Annotated in this window: 15 protein-coding genes; 14 read left to right on the top strand and 1 reads right to left on the bottom strand. The window is 68.8% G+C overall.

Features of this window, described 5'->3' with window-relative positions; translation table 11 throughout:
- Positions 1-512: 512 nt before the first annotated feature.
- From IE140_RS02180 to IE140_RS02130, 11 genes are all read left to right on the top strand, one after another.
- Entirely contained in the window at positions 513-2,132 is a 1,620-nt protein-coding gene (locus IE140_RS02180) for a peptide ABC transporter substrate-binding protein (protein ID WP_093442437.1), read from the top strand.
- Between the two features lie 128 nt (positions 2,133-2,260).
- Positions 2,261-3,190: an ABC transporter permease gene (locus IE140_RS02175; protein WP_150196910.1), complete on the top strand. Its 930-nt coding sequence runs from the start codon at positions 2,261-2,263 to the stop codon at positions 3,188-3,190.
- Positions 3,183-4,139: an ABC transporter permease gene (locus tag IE140_RS02170; protein WP_093442432.1), complete on the top strand. Its 957-nt coding sequence runs from the start codon at positions 3,183-3,185 to the stop codon at positions 4,137-4,139. Before IE140_RS02175 ends, IE140_RS02170 begins: the two co-directional genes overlap by 8 nt.
- Positions 4,140-4,150: 11 nt before the next feature.
- Positions 4,151-5,209, top strand: a complete 1,059-nt coding sequence (locus IE140_RS02165) for an ABC transporter ATP-binding protein (protein ID WP_093442429.1) — start codon at positions 4,151-4,153, stop codon at positions 5,207-5,209.
- Positions 5,202-6,350 (top strand): ABC transporter ATP-binding protein, encoded by a 1,149-nt coding sequence (locus tag IE140_RS02160; protein ID WP_093442427.1) that lies wholly within the window; start codon positions 5,202-5,204, stop codon positions 6,348-6,350. Before IE140_RS02165 ends, IE140_RS02160 begins: the two co-directional genes overlap by 8 nt.
- Before the next feature lie 165 nt (positions 6,351-6,515).
- Positions 6,516-8,153: a peptide ABC transporter substrate-binding protein gene (locus IE140_RS02155; protein ID WP_093442424.1), complete on the top strand. Its 1,638-nt coding sequence runs from the start codon at positions 6,516-6,518 to the stop codon at positions 8,151-8,153.
- Positions 8,154-8,274: 121 nt separating this feature from the next.
- Positions 8,275-9,198: an ABC transporter permease gene (locus IE140_RS02150; RefSeq protein ID WP_006127343.1), complete on the top strand. Its 924-nt coding sequence runs from the start codon at positions 8,275-8,277 to the stop codon at positions 9,196-9,198.
- Positions 9,191-10,168 (top strand): ABC transporter permease, encoded by a 978-nt coding sequence (locus tag IE140_RS02145; protein ID WP_100563751.1) that lies wholly within the window; start codon positions 9,191-9,193, stop codon positions 10,166-10,168. Before IE140_RS02150 ends, IE140_RS02145 begins: the two co-directional genes overlap by 8 nt.
- 13 nt (positions 10,169-10,181) lie before the next feature.
- Complete coding sequence (locus IE140_RS02140) at positions 10,182-11,159, top strand: ABC transporter ATP-binding protein (protein ID WP_032763378.1); 978 nt, start codon at positions 10,182-10,184, stop codon at positions 11,157-11,159.
- Positions 11,149-12,372 carry an ABC transporter ATP-binding protein gene (locus IE140_RS02135; RefSeq protein ID WP_189460013.1) on the top strand — a complete coding sequence of 408 codons (1,224 nt, stop codon included), beginning with the start codon at positions 11,149-11,151 and terminating at the stop codon, positions 12,370-12,372. The genes IE140_RS02140 and IE140_RS02135 overlap by 11 nt, the downstream gene beginning before the upstream one ends.
- Before the next feature lie 204 nt (positions 12,373-12,576).
- Positions 12,577-13,620 (top strand): hypothetical protein, encoded by a 1,044-nt coding sequence (locus IE140_RS02130; RefSeq protein WP_308438326.1) that lies wholly within the window; start codon positions 12,577-12,579, stop codon positions 13,618-13,620.
- 30 nt (positions 13,621-13,650) lie between these two features.
- Here the strand turns inward: IE140_RS02130 and IE140_RS02125 are convergent, their stop codons facing one another.
- Positions 13,651-15,777, bottom strand: coding sequence for a S9 family peptidase (locus IE140_RS02125; RefSeq protein ID WP_150198686.1), 2,127 nt, complete (start codon positions 15,775-15,777; stop codon positions 13,651-13,653).
- Positions 15,778-15,959: 182 nt separating this feature from the next.
- Here IE140_RS02125 and IE140_RS02120 point away from each other — a divergent pair, with 182 nt between their 5' ends.
- The 3 genes from IE140_RS02120 (at position 15,960) to IE140_RS02110 (ending at position 17,668) form a co-directional block, all read left to right on the top strand.
- Positions 15,960-16,154 carry a hypothetical protein gene (locus IE140_RS02120; protein ID WP_010063247.1) on the top strand — a complete coding sequence of 65 codons (195 nt, stop codon included), beginning with the start codon at positions 15,960-15,962 and terminating at the stop codon, positions 16,152-16,154.
- Between the two features lie 81 nt (positions 16,155-16,235).
- Positions 16,236-17,198: an N-acetyl-1-D-myo-inositol-2-amino-2-deoxy-alpha-D-glucopyranoside deacetylase gene (mshB, locus tag IE140_RS02115; protein ID WP_150198668.1), complete on the top strand. Its 963-nt coding sequence runs from the start codon at positions 16,236-16,238 to the stop codon at positions 17,196-17,198.
- The gene (locus IE140_RS02110) at positions 17,195-17,668 is read left to right on the top strand and encodes a DUF6113 family protein (RefSeq protein ID WP_032780674.1); all 474 of its coding nucleotides are present in this window, start codon (positions 17,195-17,197) and stop codon (positions 17,666-17,668) included. The genes mshB and IE140_RS02110 overlap by 4 nt, the downstream gene beginning before the upstream one ends.
- The last annotated feature ends 108 nt before the right edge of the window (positions 17,669-17,776 follow it).

Here is a 17,776-nt window from a genome sequence, read left to right as displayed (position 1 = left end):
CCGCCCTCTGAGCCTCCCCTGAGCCCTTCCGGGGGTCCGGGGGCGGCCGGAGGCATACGCTCCGTATGCGAAGGTCCGTCCGGTGCGGTTCACCCCGTCGGACGGACCGTCAGCACAGGCATTGACAGAGGGCCCGGCCCACCACGGACACTGTGGTGGGCCGGGCCCTTCGTCAATCTCTTTTCCTGACCGTGGTGTCCGGATATCGGGGGTCGCTCTCCGGAACATGTGTTAACAGTCCGTTTCGGGCGTGTCTGTCTGGGATCGCTTTGTCCGGATTTCGGGCACACGAGAGGGTCTGATGTTGTCAAACCGAGACCCTTTAAGTGTGGTTTACAGCCCGGCCGTACTCAATAGTTGGCTGCATTGAGCTCGGGTCAATGGGTCACGCACTGTGGGGAGTGCCGACTCACGAGCACACTCGGGGCACTGAACGATCACCGTCAGGGGTGTCGGTGAATCTCTCCAGTGCCCTTCTTGTAGTCAAAAGTGGACTCATGAGGAGGAAACCCATGCGCGGTGCCAAGAGCGCCAAGTGGGTCGCGGGAGCGGCCGTCATCGCCCTGGCCGCGACTGCCTGTGGCGGCGGCGACAGCAGCGACGAAGGCAAGAAGAACACGTCGGGGCAGCCCGCCGGATACGTCTCGATCGACGTCGGTGAGCCCCAGAAGCCTCTGATGCCGGCCGACACGAACGAGAGCAACGGCTCCTACGTCATCCAGTCGCTGTTCACCCAGCTGCTGGACTTCGACGACAAGGGCGAGATCGTCTACACGAACGCCGAGTCCGTCGAGACCGAGGACTCCAAGCTGTGGACCGTCAAGCTCAAGGCCGGCTGGAAGTTCCACAACGGTGAGGCCGTGACCGCGCAGTCGTACATCGACGCGTGGAACTGGTACGCCAACGTCGACAACAAGCAGCAGAACGCGTTCTGGTTCTCCGACATCAAGGGCTACGAGGACGTCCACCCCGAGAAGGGTGCGCCCAAGGCCAAGGAGATGTCCGGCCTGAAGGCCGTGGACGACACCACGTTCACGATCGAGCTGAGCGACAAGGTCCCGTACTTCAACTACAAGCTCGGTTACGCGACGTTCGCGCCGCTCCCGAAGGTCTTCTACGACGACCCGAAGGCGTTCGGCCAGAAGCCGATCGGCAACGGCCCGTACACGTTCGAGAAGTGGACCCACAAGAAGCTCATCCAGGTCAAGGCCTGGCCCGAGTACCAGGGCCCGAACAAGGCTGCCAACAAGGGCATCCAGTTCAAGAACTACTCGACCGTCGAGGCCGCGTACACCGACCTCGTCTCCGGCAACCTGGACATGATCCGCCAGGTCGGCCCGCGTGACCTGCCGAAGTACAAGACGGACCTCGGCGACGGCGCCATCGACCAGCCGTACGCGGCGATCCAGACCCTGGTCCCGGCGTTCTACTCCAAGACGTTCAAGGACATCGACCCCAAGGTCCTCCAGGGTCTGTCCATGGCGATCGACCGTGACACCATCACGAAGACCGTCCTGAACGGCACGCGCATCCCGGCGACGAGCTTCACGCCTCCGCAGGTCAAGGGCAACCAGACCCTCGACTCGGACATCCTGAAGTACAACCCGGCCAAGGCCAAGGAGCTCATCAAGGCCGGCGGCGGTGTCCCGGAGAACAAGTTCTCCATCCAGTACAACGCCGACGGTGGGCACAAGGAGTGGGTGACCGCTGTCTGCGAGTCCATCCGCAACGCCACCGGGGTCGACTGCGTGGGCGACGCCAAGCCGGACTTCCCGACCGACCTCGAAGCGCGTGACAACAACGAGGTCAAGGGTGCCTACCGCGGTGGCTGGGTGGCCGACTACCCCGTCAACGTGAACTTCCTCAAGGAGCTCTACCACTCCAAGGCGGAGTCGAACAACGGTCGTTTCAACGACAAGGAGATCGACGAGCTGATGGCGAAGGGCGACAAGGCCGACTCCCTGGAGGAGTCCGTCGCCGCCTACCAGGAGGTCGAGAAGGCCCTGGTGGAGAAGATGCCCGCCATCCCGCTCTGGTACTACGCCATCAACGGCGGCCACGGCAAGAACGTCGACAACGTCAAGGTCGACTTCCACGGTGACCTCGAACTGACCGGCGTCACTGTCAAGTAACGCCTGCGGGTCATTCCCCAACTGGCCGTCATCCGCCCACGCCGTCCATCGGCGTGGCCGGAGGCGTGGGGGTCGCCTCTGCGAAGAGGCGGCCCCCACGCCGCAGTTATCCCCACACGGAGGCACCCATGGGGCGCTATGTCGCACGACGACTGCTCCAGATGATCCCGGTCTTCATCGGGTCGACCCTCTTGGTCTTCCTGATGATGTACGCACTGCCCGGCGACCCCGTCAGAGCACTTGCCGGTGAACAGCACGTAGATGCTTCGCAGATCGCGGCACTGAAGGCCGAGTACGGTCTCGACCAGCCGATCTGGCAGCAGTATCTGAACTACCTGGGCAACCTGTTCCAGGGGGACCTCGGCACCCAGATCGGAACGCAGCGTCCGGTCGCCGAAGTCATCGCCGACGCCTACCCGATCACCGTCAGACTGGCGATCTTCGCCTTCGTCTTCACGGTCGTCGCCGGTATCTCGCTCGGCATCATCGCCGGCCTGAAGGCCGAATCGCTCCGGGACCGCGGCCTGCTCGGCCTGACGCTGGTGCTCATCTCCATGCCGTCCTTCGTGCTGGGCTTCCTCGTTCAGTACTTCTTCGCGTTCCAGCTCGGCATCGCCAAGCCCAACGTGAGTATCGAACCCGCGAGCAGCGAGCTGATCATGCCGGCCATCGTGCTGGCGTCGCTGTCACTCGCCTACGTGGCCCGCCTCACCCGTACCTCGGTCGCGGAGAACATCCGCGCCGACTACATCCGTACGGCTGTCGCCAAGGGCCTGCCGCGCCGCCGCATCGTCGGCATCCACCTGATGCGCAACTCGCTCATCCCGGTCGTCACCTTCCTCGGCACCGACATCGGCGCCCTGATGGGCGGCGCGATCGTGACCGAGGGCATCTTCAACATCAAGGGCGTCGGGTCCCTCGTCTTCGAGGCCCTGTCCAAGCGTGAGGGTGCCACGGTCGTCGGGATCGTGACGTTGCTCGTCATCGTCTACCTCGTCTGCAGCCTGCTCGTCGACCTGCTCTACGCGGTCCTGGACCCGAGGATCCGGTATGCCTGACACCACCGCACTCACCAAGAGCACCGACGCATCGGCCGCCGCGGCTCAGACGCCGTCGACGACGGACACCGGCCCCCTGCCCGGCAAGCCGCGCAGCCTCTGGTCGGACGCCTGGCACGACCTGCGCCGCAACCCGCTCTTCCTCGTCTCGATGGTGCTGATCCTGCTCCTCACCGTCATGGCGATCTTCCCGGGCCTGTTCACCAGCGCCTCGCCGCGCGACGCCAACCTGGCCGAGCACTACCTCCAGAAGCCGAACTGGGGACACTTCTTCGCCCCCGACTGGCTCGGTTACGACGTCCAGGGCCGTTCCATCTACGCGCGTCTGATCTACGGAGCCCGCGCGTCCATCATGGTCGGCGTGATCGTGACCATCGCGGTCACCGTCACCGGCCTGGTGATCGGGATGCTCGCCGGATACTTCGGCGGCTGGATCGACACGATCCTCTCCCGGATCACCGACGTCTTCTTCGGCGTTCCCTTCATCGTCGGCGCCATGGTCATCCTGACCACCTTCGAGGAGCGCTCCGTCTGGGTCGTCATCCTCTCGCTGTCCTTCCTCGGCTGGACGTCCATCGCGCGTGTCGCCCGAGGCTCGGTCATCACGATCAAGCAGGCCGACTACGTGGTCGCCGCCAAGGCGCTCGGCGCGTCCACCACCCGGATCATGGCGCGGCACATCCTGCCGAACGCCATCGCTCCGGTGATCGTGGTCGCCACCATCGCGCTCGGCGGCTACATCGCCGCCGAAGCCACCCTGTCGTTCCTCGGTATCGGCCTCGCCGAGCCGACGGTCTCCTGGGGTATCGATGTCTCCGCCGCGAAGGACCAGCTCCGCAACGTTCCGACGGTCCTGATCATCCCCTCGGTGATGGTCTCGATCACGGTGCTGTCCTTCCTGATGTTCGGCGATGCGGTCCGCAACGCCCTCGACCCCAAGATGCGCTGAGGGAGGCGTTCGTGACCACCATCGACAAGACGGCTCACGTCCCCGCACCGCGGGAGTCCGTGAGTGGCGACGGTCCACTGCTCGACGTCCGTGACCTGCACGTGGAGTTCCACACCCGCGACGGTGTGGCCAAGGCGGTCAACGGTGTGAACTACACCGTCAGCGCCGGCGAGACGCTCGCCGTGCTCGGTGAGTCCGGGTCCGGCAAGTCCGTGACCGCGCAGACCATCATGGGCATCCTCGACATGCCGCCCGGGAAGATCACGCAGGGCGAGATCCTCTTCCGCGGTCAGGACATGCTGAAGATGTCCAACGAGGAGCGCCGGAAGATCCGCGGCAGCAAGATCGCGATGATCTTCCAGGACGCGCTGTCCTCGCTGAACCCGGTCCTCACCGTCGGCTACCAGCTCGGCGAGATGTTCCGGGTGCACCAGGGCCTGTCCCGCAAGGACGCCAAGGCCAAGTCCATAGAGCTGATGGACCAGGTCAAGATCCCGGCGGCGGCGGCCCGTATCTCGGACTACCCGCACCAGTTCTCCGGCGGTATGCGCCAGCGCATCATGATCGCCATGGCGCTGGCCCTGGAGCCGGACCTGATCATCGCCGACGAGCCGACCACCGCGCTCGACGTGACGGTGCAGGCCCAGGTCATGGACCTGCTGGCCGAGCTCCAGCGCGAGTACAACATGGGTCTGATCCTGATCACCCACGACCTCGGCGTCGTCGCCGACGTCGCGGACAAGATCGCCGTGATGTACGCGGGCCGGATCGTGGAGACGGCCCCGGTCGGCGAGCTGTACAGCCGCCCGGCCCACCCGTACACCCGGGGTCTGCTCGACTCGATCCCGCGCCTGGACCAGAAGGGCCAGGAGCTCTACGCGATCAAGGGGCTGCCGCCCAACCTGACGCGTATCCCCGCGGGCTGTGCCTTCAGCCCGCGCTGCCCCAAGGCACAGGACATCTGCCGCACGGACGTCCCGCCGCTCGCCCCGGTGACCGAGCAGGACGGTCTTGAGCTGGTCGGCCGCGGCAGCGCGTGCCACTTCTGGAAGGAGACGATCCATGGCTGAGCTCAAGAAGGAGCAGGAGCCCGTGGACGCCACCCCGAACGTCTCCGGCGTGGAGAGCGTGGACGCCGCGACCGAGGCGGAGGCCGTAGCCGCCATCGACGCGCCCGTCAGCCAGGGCGAGCCGATCCTCCAGGTGCGGAACCTGGTCAAGCACTTCCCGCTGACCCAGGGCATCCTCTTCAAGAAGCAGATCGGCGCGGTCAAGGCCGTCGACGGCATCTCCTTCGACCTGTACGCCGGTGAGACCCTGGGCATCGTGGGCGAGTCCGGCTGTGGCAAGTCCACGGTCGCCAAGCTCCTGATGACCCTGGAGCGGGCGACGGCCGGCGAGGTCTTCTACAAGGGCCAGGACATCACCAAGCTGACCGGCCGGGCGCTGAAGGCGGTGCGCCGCAACATCCAGATGGTGTTCCAGGACCCGTACACCTCGCTGAACCCGCGTATGACGGTCGGCGACATCATCGGGGAGCCCTTCGACATCCACCCCGAGGTGGCCCCGAAGGGCGACCGGCGCCGCCGCGTCCAGGAGCTCCTGGACGTCGTGGGTCTGAACCCGGAGTACATCAACCGGTACCCGCACCAGTTCTCCGGCGGCCAGCGCCAGCGCATCGGCATCGCCCGCGGCCTCGCGCTCAACCCGGAGATCATCATCTGCGACGAGCCGGTCTCCGCGCTCGACGTGTCGGTGCAGGCGCAGGTCATCAACCTGATGGAGAAGCTCCAGGACGAGTTCAACCTGTCCTACGTCTTCATCGCGCACGACCTGTCGATCGTCCGGCACATCTCCGACCGGGTCGGCGTGATGTACCTCGGCAAGATGGCCGAGATCGGCACGGACACGCAGATCTACGACCACCCGACGCACCCCTACACCCAGGCGCTGCTCTCGGCGGTCCCGGTCCCCGACCCGTCGGCCCGCGAGGGACGCGAGCGGATCATCCTGACCGGTGACGTTCCGTCACCGGCGAACCCGCCGTCGGGCTGCCGCTTCCGCACCCGCTGCTGGAAGGCGGAGGACCGCTGCGCGACGGAGGAGCCCCTGCTGGCGATCCCCGAGCGCTTCGTCTCGGCCTCCACTCCGGCCGCGCACGAGTCGGCGTGCCACTTCGCCGAGGAGAAGGACGTCGTGCACGCGGCGTAACCGCTCCCGCAGGTCGAAACGACCCAGGCCCGGCCCCTTCCGAGGGGCCGGGCCTTCGTCGTCCCTGCCGCCCTCCTGCCCGTACGGGGCAATCCCGCATGCGATACGTGGCGTTATGCGGTGATATGAGGCATTGAGCTACTCGATGACTCTAGGAGGCACTTCATGCGCGGAGCCACAAAGGTCAGGTGGGCCGCATGTGCGGTGGCCGTCGCCCTGGCAGCGACGGCCTGCGGCGGCGGTGACGGCGACGGTGGCGGCAGCGGCGGCGGCGCCGACGGCATCGTCAGCTCCTCCTGGGGAGACCCGCAGAACCCGCTGGAGCCGGCCAACACCAACGAGGTCCAGGGCGGCAAGGTCCTCGACATGGTCTTCCGCGGACTCATCCGCTACGACCCGAAGACCGGTGAGGCCAAGAACATGATCGCCGAGTCCATCGACTCGACGGACTCCCAGAACTTCACGATCAAGCTCAAGGACGGCTGGACGTTCTCCAACGGCGAGAAGGTCACCGCCAACTCCTTCGTCGACGCCTGGAACTACGGCGCGGCCCTGAAGAACAACCAGAAGAACGCCTACTTCTTCCAGTACATCGAGGGCTACGACGAGGTCCACCCGGAGTCCGGGTCCGCCTCCGCCGAGACCATGTCAGGACTGAAGGTCGTCGACGACCTGACCTTCACCGCCAAGCTCACCCAGAAGTTCTCCCTGTGGCCCGACACCCTCGGCTACTCCGCCTTCGTCCCGCTGCCCAAGGCGTTCTACGACGACCACGACGCCTGGCTCTCCAAGCCCGTCGGGAACGGCCCCTACACCATCGAGTCGTACGCCAAGGGCTCCTCGATGAACCTGCGCCGGTGGGACGACTACCCGGGCGACGACAAGGCGAAGAACGGCGGCGTCGACCTCAAGGTCTTCACCGACAACAACACCGCCTACACCGACCTGACCGCGGGCAACCTCGACCTCGTCGACGACGTGCCCGCCTCCCAGCTCCGCAACGTCGAGGCCGACCTCGGCGACCGGTACATCAACACCCCCGCCGGCATCATCCAGACCCTGGCCTTCCCCTTCTACGAGGAGGAGTGGGACACCGACGACGCGCGCAAGGTCCGCCAGGGCCTCTCGATGGCGATCAACCGCCCGCAGATCACCGACCAGATCTTCCAGAAGACCCGCACCCCCGCCTCCGACTGGACCTCCCCGGTCCTCGGCGAGGAGGGCGGCTTCAAGGAAGGGCTCTGCGGCAAGGAGTGCACGTACAACAAGGACGAGGCCAAGAAGCTGATCGACGAGGGCGGCGGCATCCCCGGCGGCCAGTTGAAGATCTCGTACAACGCGGACACCGGCTCCCACAAGGAATGGGTCGACGCCGTCTGCAACAGCATCAACAACGTCATGGGCAACAACAAGGCCTGCGTCGGCGGCCCCGTCGGCACCTTCGCCGACTTCCGCGCCCAGGTCTCCACCCAGAAGCTCACCAGCGCCTGGCGCGCGGGCTGGCAGATGGACTACCCGCTGATCCAGAACTTCCTCCAGCCGCTCTACTACACCAACGCCCCCTCCAACGACGGCAAGTGGAGCAACCAGCAGTTCGACGACCTGGTCGACAAGGCCAACGCGGAGAGCGACAAGGCCAAGGCGATCACCACCTTCCAGGACGCGGAGAAGATCCTCGTCACGGAGATGCCGGTCATCCCGCTCTGGTACCAGAACGGCAGCGCCGGCTACTCGGACCGGGTGGACAACGTCGCGCTGAACCCGTTCAGCGTCCCGGTCTACGAAGAGATCACCGTCAAGTGACGCGCTGAGCGACGCGGACGGCCGGGACGCCCCGACACACCGGCGCCCGGCCGTCCGCACACTCCGTTCCGCCCGCGCACCCTCTGCCCGGTACTGCTCTCCCCGACCCCCGGAGCCCCTCATGGGACGTTATGTGATCCGGCGGCTGCTGCAGATGATCCCCGTCTTCTTCGGCACCACGCTGTTGATCTTCCTCATGGTGAACGTGATGGGCGACCCCATCGCGGGCCTCTGCGGCGACCGCCAGTGCGACCCGGCCACCGCCGCCCAGCTGCGGGCCGAGTTCGGCCTCGACAAGCCGGTCTGGCAGCAATACCTGACCTACATGGGCAACGTGTTCACCGGCGACTTCGGCACCGCGTTCAACGGGCAGAAGGTCACCGAGCTGATGGCCACCGCCTTCCCCATCACGATCCGGCTCACCATCGTCGCGGTCGTCTTCGAGGTCGTCATCGGCATCAGCCTCGGCGTCGTCACCGGTCTGCGGCGCGGCCGCCCCGTCGACACCACCGTCCTCATCCTGACGCTGATCGTCATCGCCATCCCCACCTTCGTCACCGGCCTGCTGCTCCAGCTCCTCCTGGGTGTCAAGTGGGGCATCATCAAGCCCTCCGTCTCCGCCGATCCCACCTTCGACGAACTCCTCGTCCCCGGCCTCGTCCTCGCCTCGGTCTCGCTCGCCTACGTCACCCGGCTCACCCGGACCTCGATCGCCGAGAACGCCCGCGCCGACTACGTACGCACCGCCGTCGCCAAGGGCCTGCCCCGCCGCCGGGTCGTCGTACGGCACCTGCTGCGCAACTCCCTCATCCCCGTCGTCACCTTCATCGGGACCGACGTGGGCGCGCTGATGGGCGGGGCCATCGTCACCGAGCGGATCTTCAACATCCACGGCGTCGGCTACCAGCTCTACCAGGGCATCCTGCGGCAGAACTCCCAGACCGTCGTCGGCTTCGTCACGATCCTCGTCCTCGTCTTCCTGGCCGCCAACCTGATCGTCGACCTCCTGTACGCCGTACTCGACCCGAGGATCCGCTATGCCTGAGCCGCAGACGCCGGACGAAGCGATCTCCCAGGGGGGCGCCGGGGCCCCGACGGACCTCGCCATGGAGGAGGGCACCAGCCTGGAGAAGAACCCGGGCGGCCCCGACGGCACCGGGCCCGCCGGAAAGCCGCGCAGCCTCTGGTCGGACGCCTGGCGCGACCTGCGCCGCAACCCGGTCTTCATCATCTCCTCGCTGGTCATCCTCTTCCTGGTGATCATCTCGATCTGGCCCTCGCTCATCGCGAGCGGCGACCCCCTCCAGGCCAACCTGGACGACGCCCAGAAGGGCTCCGAGCCCGGCCACCCCTTCGGCTTCGACCCGCAGGGCCGCGACGTCTACACCCGCGTCGTCTACGGCACCCGCACCTCGGTGACCGTCGGCGTCTGCGCCACCCTCGGCGTCGCGATCCTCGGCAGCGTCCTCGGCGGACTCGCGGGCTTCTTCGGCGGCTGGTGGGACGCGATCCTCTCCCGCCTCACCGACGTCTTCTTCGGCATCCCCGTGGTCCTCGGCGGCCTGGTCTTCCTCTCCGTCGTCACCAGCTCCACCGTCTGGCCCGTCGTCGGGTTTATCGTCCTGCTCGGCTGGCCCCAGATCGCCCGTATCGCCCGCGGCTCGGTCATCACCGCCAAACAGAACGACTACGTCCAGGCGGCCCGCGCCCTGGGCGCCTCCAACTCCCGCATGATGCTGCGCCACATCACCCCGAACGCCATCGCGCCCGTCATCGTCGTGGCGACCATCGCGCTCGGCACGTACATCTCGCTGGAGGCGACCCTGTCCTTCCTCGGCGTCGGCCTGAAGGACCCGGCCGTCTCCTGGGGCATCGACATCTCCGCCGCCGCCAACTACATCCGCAACGCCCCGCACATGCTGCTCTGGCCCGCCGGCGCGCTGGCGGTCACCGTGCTCGCGTTCATCATGCTCGGCGACGCGGTGCGCGACGCCCTCGACCCCAAGCTGCGCTGAGGAGCCGATTGCCATGTTGCTCGAAGTGCGCGATCTGTACGTGGAGTTCCACACCCGCGAAGGCGTCGCCAAGGCCGTCAACGGGGTCAACTACTCGGTGGCCGAGGGCGAGACGCTCGCCGTCCTCGGCGAGTCCGGCTCCGGCAAGTCCGTCACCGCCCAGGCCGTCATGGGCATCCTCGACATGCCGCCCGGGAAGATCGCCGGCGGGGAGATCCTCTTCAAGGACCAGGACCTGCTGAAGCTCAGGCCGGACGAGCGGCGGAAGATCCGGGGCCAGGAGATGGCCATGATCTTCCAGGACGCCCTGTCCTCGCTGAACCCGGTCCTCACCGTCGGCGAACAGCTCGGCGAGATGTTCGTCGTGCACCGCGGCATGTCCCGCAAGGACGCCAAGGCCAAAGCGGTCGAACTGATGGACCGGGTCCGCATCCCCGCCGCCAAGGAACGCGTCGGCCAGTATCCGCACCAGTTCTCCGGCGGGATGCGCCAGCGCATCATGATCGCCATGGCGATGGCCCTGGAACCCTCCCTGATCATCGCCGACGAGCCCACCACCGCCCTCGACGTCACCGTCCAGGCGCAGGTCATGGACCTCCTCGCGGAACTCCAGCGCGAGCTGAACATGGGCCTCATCCTGATCACCCACGACCTCGGCGTCGTCGCCGACGTCGCCGACAAGATCGCCGTGATGTACGCGGGCCGGATCGTCGAGACCGCCCCCGTCCACGAGATCTACAAGGCCCCCGCCCACCCGTACACCAAGGGCCTCCTCCAGTCGATCCCGCGCCTGGACCAGAAGGGCCGGGAGCTGTACGCGATCAAGGGCCTGCCGCCCAACCTCACCCGCATCCCGCCCGGCTGCGCCTTCAACCCCCGTTGCCCGATGGCCCAGGACGTGTGCCGCAGCGACGTGCCGCCGCTCTACGAGGTCGACGAACAGCGCCGCAGCGCCTGCCACTTCTGGAAGGAGACGCTCGATGCACGCTGACCGCGACAGGAGTGCGGGGACCGGCGAGGGCGCGGTCGGCTCCACCCTCCTCTCCAAGGCGCGCGAGGACGCCGCCGCCCCGTACACCGAGGGCGACCCGATCCTCCAGGTTCGCGACCTGGCCAAGCACTACCCGCTCACCCAGGGCATCCTCTTCAAGCGGCAGATCGGCGCGGTCCGGGCCGTCGACGGCGTCGACTTCGACCTGTACGCGGGCGAGACGCTGGGCATCGTGGGGGAGTCGGGCTGCGGCAAGTCGACCGTCGCCAAGATGCTCGTCCACCTGGAACGCCCCACCGCCGGGGCGATCCGCTACAAGGGCGAGGACATCTCCAAGCTCTCCGGGCGGGCGCTGAAGGCGGTGCGCCGCAACATCCAGATGGTGTTCCAGGACCCGTACACCTCGCTGAACCCGCGGATGACGGTCGGCGACATCATCGGGGAGCCGTACGAGATCCACCCCGAGGTCGCCCCGAAGGGCAGCCGCCGCCAGAAGGTGCAGGACCTGCTGGACGTCGTCGGGCTCAACCCGGAGTACATCAACCGCTATCCTCACCAGTTCTCCGGCGGCCAGCGCCAGCGCATCGGCATCGCGCGCGGCCTCGCCCTCAACCCGGAGATCATCGTCGCCGACGAACCGGTGTCCGCGCTCGACGTCTCCGTCCAGGCCCAGGTGGTCAACCTGCTGGACCGGCTCCAGGCGGAGTTCAACCTCAGCTTCGTCTTCATCGCGCACGACCTCTCGATCGTCCGGCACATCTCCGACCGGGTCGGCGTGATGTATCTGGGCCGGATCGTGGAGATCGGCTCCGACGCGGAGATCTACGACCACCCCACCCACCCGTACACCCAGGCGCTGCTCTCCGCCGTCCCCGTCCCCGACCCGACCGCCCGCGAGCACCGGGAACGGATCATCCTGCACGGCGACGTCCCCTCGCCCGCCAACATCCCCTCCGGCTGCCGCTTCCGCACCCGCTGCTGGAAGGCGCAGGAGCGGTGCGAGCTGGAGGTCCCGCTGCTGGCGGTCCCCGCGGAGTTCCGGCTCGTCGACACCCCGGCCCGGCACGACTCGGCCTGCCACTTCGCGGAGGAGAAGCACGTGGTGCCCACGGAGGCGGAGCTGGAGATCCCGGGGCCCGCGGAGGCGCCGGGGGACGGCGAGGCGCCGGGGGACGGGGAGGCCTCCGAGGCAGGGGAGGACGAAACACCATGAACCGGCGTCAGCATCGTTAACAAGTAAGCAACTCTGCCGTCGCCGCTCCGATATACGAACGCCCCATCCTGGACAGCGTACGGCCGTGCGGGTGCCGTGGTCCGGCCGGAGCGCCGTCCTGGCGCTCCGGCCGGTCGCCCGCCGCCACCGCCCCGCCCCGCGAACGCACTTGTTCATCCGTTCGGGGCAATGGAGTATCAGCGGGTGACACTTACACGGGGAGCAAGAATCACCGGCGCCGTTCTGTGCGCGGTGCTGGCACTGACAGCCGTCGCCTGGATCGTGCGGGACGTACGGGCCCTCGGCGGACCTGGGCCGCTCTGGGAGTACTGGGCGGGCACCGCGAGCCTCCGGGACTTCGTGCGGCCCACCACCACCTCCACCAGCCTCGTCCTGCTGCTGGCCTGTGCCGCAGCCGCTGTGGCGGCGCTCCGCTCGGCCTCCGCCGCCTCGGTCCTGATCGTCACCGGCCTCGTGACCTTCGTCCTGCGGCTGCCCGGCGTCTGGACCGTCGCCGACGCCCCGGCCCCGGACGAGCTCCGCGACCGGGCGCTGCTCACCACGTACGCCGCGCTGGTGGCGGGGCTGGCCCTGATCGTGGTGGGGGCGGCAGGCCGCCGTCCCGTGCCGCAGGGCGAGGAGCGCCCCGCCGGTCCGGGGCGGGGTGCGGGGGTGGCCGTCTTCCTGCTGCTCGGCCTTCAGGCAGTGATCTTCATCGCCTGGGAGATCCGGCAGTCGTTCGTCTTCCCGTCCGGGTTCTATCCCGAGTGGTTCATCGGCGGGGCGCCCATGAGTACTCCGCTCATCGAGGGGCCGCCCGGCTGGATCACCGTGACGCTCATTCTGATGTCCCTGGTGGCGGCCGTCGGCGCGGTCGCCGGGGCGGCCCTCGCACGACCGCTCGGCCTGATCGCGGGCGGGTTCATCCTCGCCTCCGGCGTCCTGGGCGTGGCGCGCAGCATCCACTTCGAGCTGTACGAGCGGTTCACCGACCTGGACATCGAGGGGCAGCTGACCCTGCTGAGCCAGGTCTGCTCCCTCCTCATCGGGCCCGTTGTGATCCTTCTGCTCGCCCGCAAAGGCGCCGAACGGACCTCCGGCGGCACCGCGGGCCCCTGGGGCGGTCCGAACTCCTGGGGCGGAGGCTGGGGCGCCCCGGTGCCCGGTCAGCCCGGACCGCAGGGCTACCAGCAGCCCCAGGCCCCCGGCTTCGGGCCCCCGCCCTCCTCCCCGCCGCCCCGCTGGTGAACCGGGGGCGGACGGGGAGCTGCGGGCCGCTCAGGCGCCGGACATCCCCAGCGACCGCTTGAGGAAGTCCACCTGGAGCAGGAGCAGGTTCTCCGCGACCTGCTCCTGCGGCGTCATGTGCGTCACCCCGCTCAGCGGCAGCACCTCGTGCGGCCGTCCGGCCGCCAGCAGAGCCGAGGACAGCCGCAGGGCGTGGGCGACCACCACGTTGTCGTCCGCGAGCCCGTGCACGATCATCATCGGGCGCGCCTCGGAAGCGGGCTCGGACAGCCCGTCGTCGGTGACCAGGGAGTTGGCCGCGTACACCTCCGGCTGCCGGGCCGGGTCGCCGAGGTAGCGCTCGGTGTAGTGGGTGTCGTACAGCCGCCAGTCCGTGACCGGGGCGCCCACCACGGCCGCGTGGAAGACGTCCGGGCGGCGCAGCGCCGCGAGGCCCGCCAGGTAACCGCCGTACGACCAGCCGCGGATCGCCACCCGGGACAGATCCAGCGGGAACCGCCCCGCAAGCCCCTCCAGCGCCTCGATCTGGTCGTCCAGGGTGAGGGTGAAGTCGTCCCGCACCGCCTTCTCCCAGGCCGGCGAACGGCCCGGCGCGCCCCGCCCGTCCGCCACGACCACCGCGAAGCCCTGGTCCGCGAACCACTGGGACGTCAGGTGCGGGTTGTGGGCGGCGACCACCCGGCGGCCGTGCGGACCGCCGTACGGATCCAGCAGGACCGGAAGCGGACCGTCCGACTCCTGGTAGTTCGACGGAAGCAGAACGGCGCACGGAATCCGCCGTGCGCCCCCCTCGGTAAGCGTCACGCGGGCGGCGAGCACCGGTTCCTGGGCGAAGTTCGCGATCCGGACCAGCCGCTTGCCGTCCCGCACCACCCACGCGGCGGTTCCGGGCTCCTCGGGAACGGCCGAGACCACCACCGACAGGGCGCCCGAGCGGACCGCGGAGTGCACACCCACCCCTTCGGAAATCCGCTCGATTCCCAGCTCGTTGACCCGGTACACATGGATCTGTCCGATCTCCGGCTCGACCGCGTCCTCACCGGCCACCGCCGAGATCAGGAAGTCCGAATCGCCGATGTCCAGCACCGCCTGGACGTGCAGCTGCGACCCGGTGAGCGGCCGGTCCCCGACCGCCAGCACCCGCGCACCGCCCTCGTCCGCGATCCGCACCAGCCGCCCGTCCGGCGCCCACGCGGGCACCCCGGGGAAGAGATCCAGCCACACCGGGTCCTCGTCGACATGGACGATCCGGGTCGCACCGGTCTCCGGGTCCACCGCCAGATACCGCTGACTGCGCTGGTCACGGGCCTGCACCAGCAGCAGCGGAGCGCCCGCGGACGACCAGTGCACCTGGGCCAGGTACGGGAACGCCTCCCGGTCCCAGACCACTTCGGTACGGTCCCCCTCCAGGTCCATGACGAAGAGCCGCACCTCCGCGTTCGGCGTCCCCGCCGCCGGGTAGGCGACCTCGGCCGGCCTGCGCTCGGGGTGCGCCGGGTCGGCGATGTACCAGCGCTGTACGGGGCTCTCGTCGGCCCGCGCCACCAGCAGCCGGTCCGACTCCGGCGACCACCAGAAGCCCCGGTAGCGGTGCATCTCCTCGGCCGCGATGAACTCGGCCAGACCATAGGTGACCTGGGGATCCTCCGGCTCGGCCAGCGCCCGGTCGCCCTCGCCCGTCGCATCCACCACCCGCAGCGCGCCCTTGGCCACGTACGCGATACGCCGGCCGTCGGGGGAGGGGCGGGGGTCGATCACGGGACCCGGCACCGGCAGCGCCCGCGCGGTCCCGGCCCGCAGCTCGGCGACGTACACCTTTCCGGACAGCGCGAACGCGGCCAACTCGGCCGCCGCGTCCACCGCGTAGGAGACGATCCCCGCCGAACCCTCCCGGGTCCGCTCCCGCCGGGCCCGCTCCTGCGCCGACAGCTTCTCCGCCGAGCCGCCCAGCAGGACGTCGGGATCAGCGGCGATCCGCTCCTCGCCTGACACCGGGTCGAGCACCCAGAGGCGGGTGGTCCGGTCCGTTCCGGACATGGACCGGAGGAAGATCACACGTGTCTCATCCGGTGAGACGGTGAAGGCGCGAGGTGCGCCGAGAGTGAAGCGCTGGGTCCGGGCGTGCTGGCGGGGAAAGGACAGCTTCTGCGAGGTCATGGCCCCGAACTTAGCCCGCAACTCGGCAGCGGGGCACGGTTCGTGCGCCCCTCGTGCTGCTGTGCCCCGACCAATGCGTTGGCACGGATAGTTATGATCCGTAGCGCTCGGTGGGTAGGAACCCGCTGACCGCGTGTACCCCCGTTCCGACCGTCCGAACGTACCGATGGAGGTGAACCGCCGTGGCGCTCTCGATTTCGGCGGTAGTGCTGCTGGCGATCATCGTCTTCCTGCTGATCCGGAAATCCGGACTGAAGGGAGGGCACGCGGTGGTCTGCATGCTGCTCGGGTTCTACATCGCGAGCTCGTCCATCGCACCGACCATCTCCGACCTGACGACCAACGTGGCGGGAATGATCAGCAGCATCAAGTTCTGACCCGGGCGGCCGAGGACCGGCGGCGGGCGGGCGTGGGGGCGCGGGGGCACGGGGGGCCTCCGGGCTCGTAGGGTGGTCCCCATGAAGGACCTCCCCGCCCGCCGTCTGCTGCTCGTGCACGCGCACCCCGACGACGAGTCGATCAACAACGGCGCCACCATGGCCAGGTATGCGGCCGAGGGCGCCCACGTCACCCTGGTGACGTGCACGCTCGGCGAGGAGGGCGAGGTCATCCCGCCCCCGCTCGCCCGCCTCACCGCGGACCGGGACGACGTGCTGGGCCCCCACCGGGTCGGCGAGCTGGCCGCGGCGATGCGGGAGCTCGGCATCACCGACCACCGCTTCCTCGGCGGCGCGGGCCGTTACCGGGACTCCGGGATGATGGGCGCCGAACAGAACGGCCGCCCCGGCTCCTTCTGGTCCACCCCGGTGGACGAGGCGGCCGCCCACCTCGTCGAGGTGATCCGCGAGGTCCGCCCCCAGGTCCTGGTCACCTACGACCCGGACGGCGGCTACGGCCACCCCGACCACATCCAGGCCCACCGGGTCGCGATGCGCGCCGCCGACCTGGCCGCCGACCCGGCACACGGCTCCGGGGCCCCGCACACCATCGCCAAGATCTACTGGAACCGGGTGGAGCGCGAGGTGCTGGAGGCCGCCTTCGACCGGCTGCGCACCACCGCGCCCGACGCCTTCCCCGGCATCGCCGCCGTGGCCGACGTCCCCGGCGTGACCGAAGCGGGGCAGATCACCGCGGAGATCGACGGATCGGCGTACGCCGGGGCGAAGTCGGCGGCGATGCGCGCCCACGCCACCCAGATCGCGGTGGACGGCCCCTTCTTCGCCCTCTCCAACGATCTCGGCCAGCCCCTGCTGACGACCGAGTTCTACCAACTCGTGCGCGGCGTTCGCGGCGTGGCCGGACCGGAGCGCGAGAGCGACCTGTTCGCGGGCGTCCAGGGCGTCCAGGGCGCCGACGCCACGGACACCGCCGACGCCACGGACACCGCAGGCGCCACGGACGCCGAAGGAGGCGCGGCATGAGCGGCACCCCCAAGAAGTCCCGAGGCCGCGCGGACTCCTCCCACGCGCCGCGACGGAACGCACCCCCCAGGGAGCCCGCGCCCATCGGCTTCGCCGCCCGGCCGAACCCGGCCCGGATCGCCGCCTACTTGGGCCTCGCGGTCCTCGGCGCGCTCGTCGCCCTCGCCGGAACCCTCGTCCAAGCGGCCTGGTTCCCCGGCGGGTTGATCATCGCCCTGGCCGGCTCCGCGGGCCTCTTCTACGGCGGCCGGATCCTGACCCGCACCCAGATCGGCGCGCTCGCCCCGGCGGCGGGCTGGTTCATCACGGTCTTCCTTCTGCTGAGCGGCCGGCCGGAGGGCGACTACGTCTTCGGCGACGAACTCGGCCTGGTGCTCTTCATGCTCGGCGGTACGGCCGTCGCTGTGATCTGCGCCACCACCTCCAAGGTGCCGCAATCAGCCATCCACAGCGGCCGGTCCGGTACATGAAGTGCCAAGTCCGGGTCGCCGGCGACCCCCACAGGTGTGAGGCACGGGTGGAGGTTTCACCCGGTCGCGGAGTGTCCGACGGCGGCGGCCAGTATGGTGGTGCGCGCG

Source organism: Streptomyces parvus (assembly GCF_014648875.1).
In the GTDB taxonomy this organism is placed as follows: Bacteria; Actinomycetota; Actinomycetes; order Streptomycetales; family Streptomycetaceae; genus Streptomyces; species Streptomyces parvus.
The sequence above is the reverse complement of the archived record's forward strand: the minus strand, read 5'-3'. Positions and strand labels throughout refer to the sequence as shown.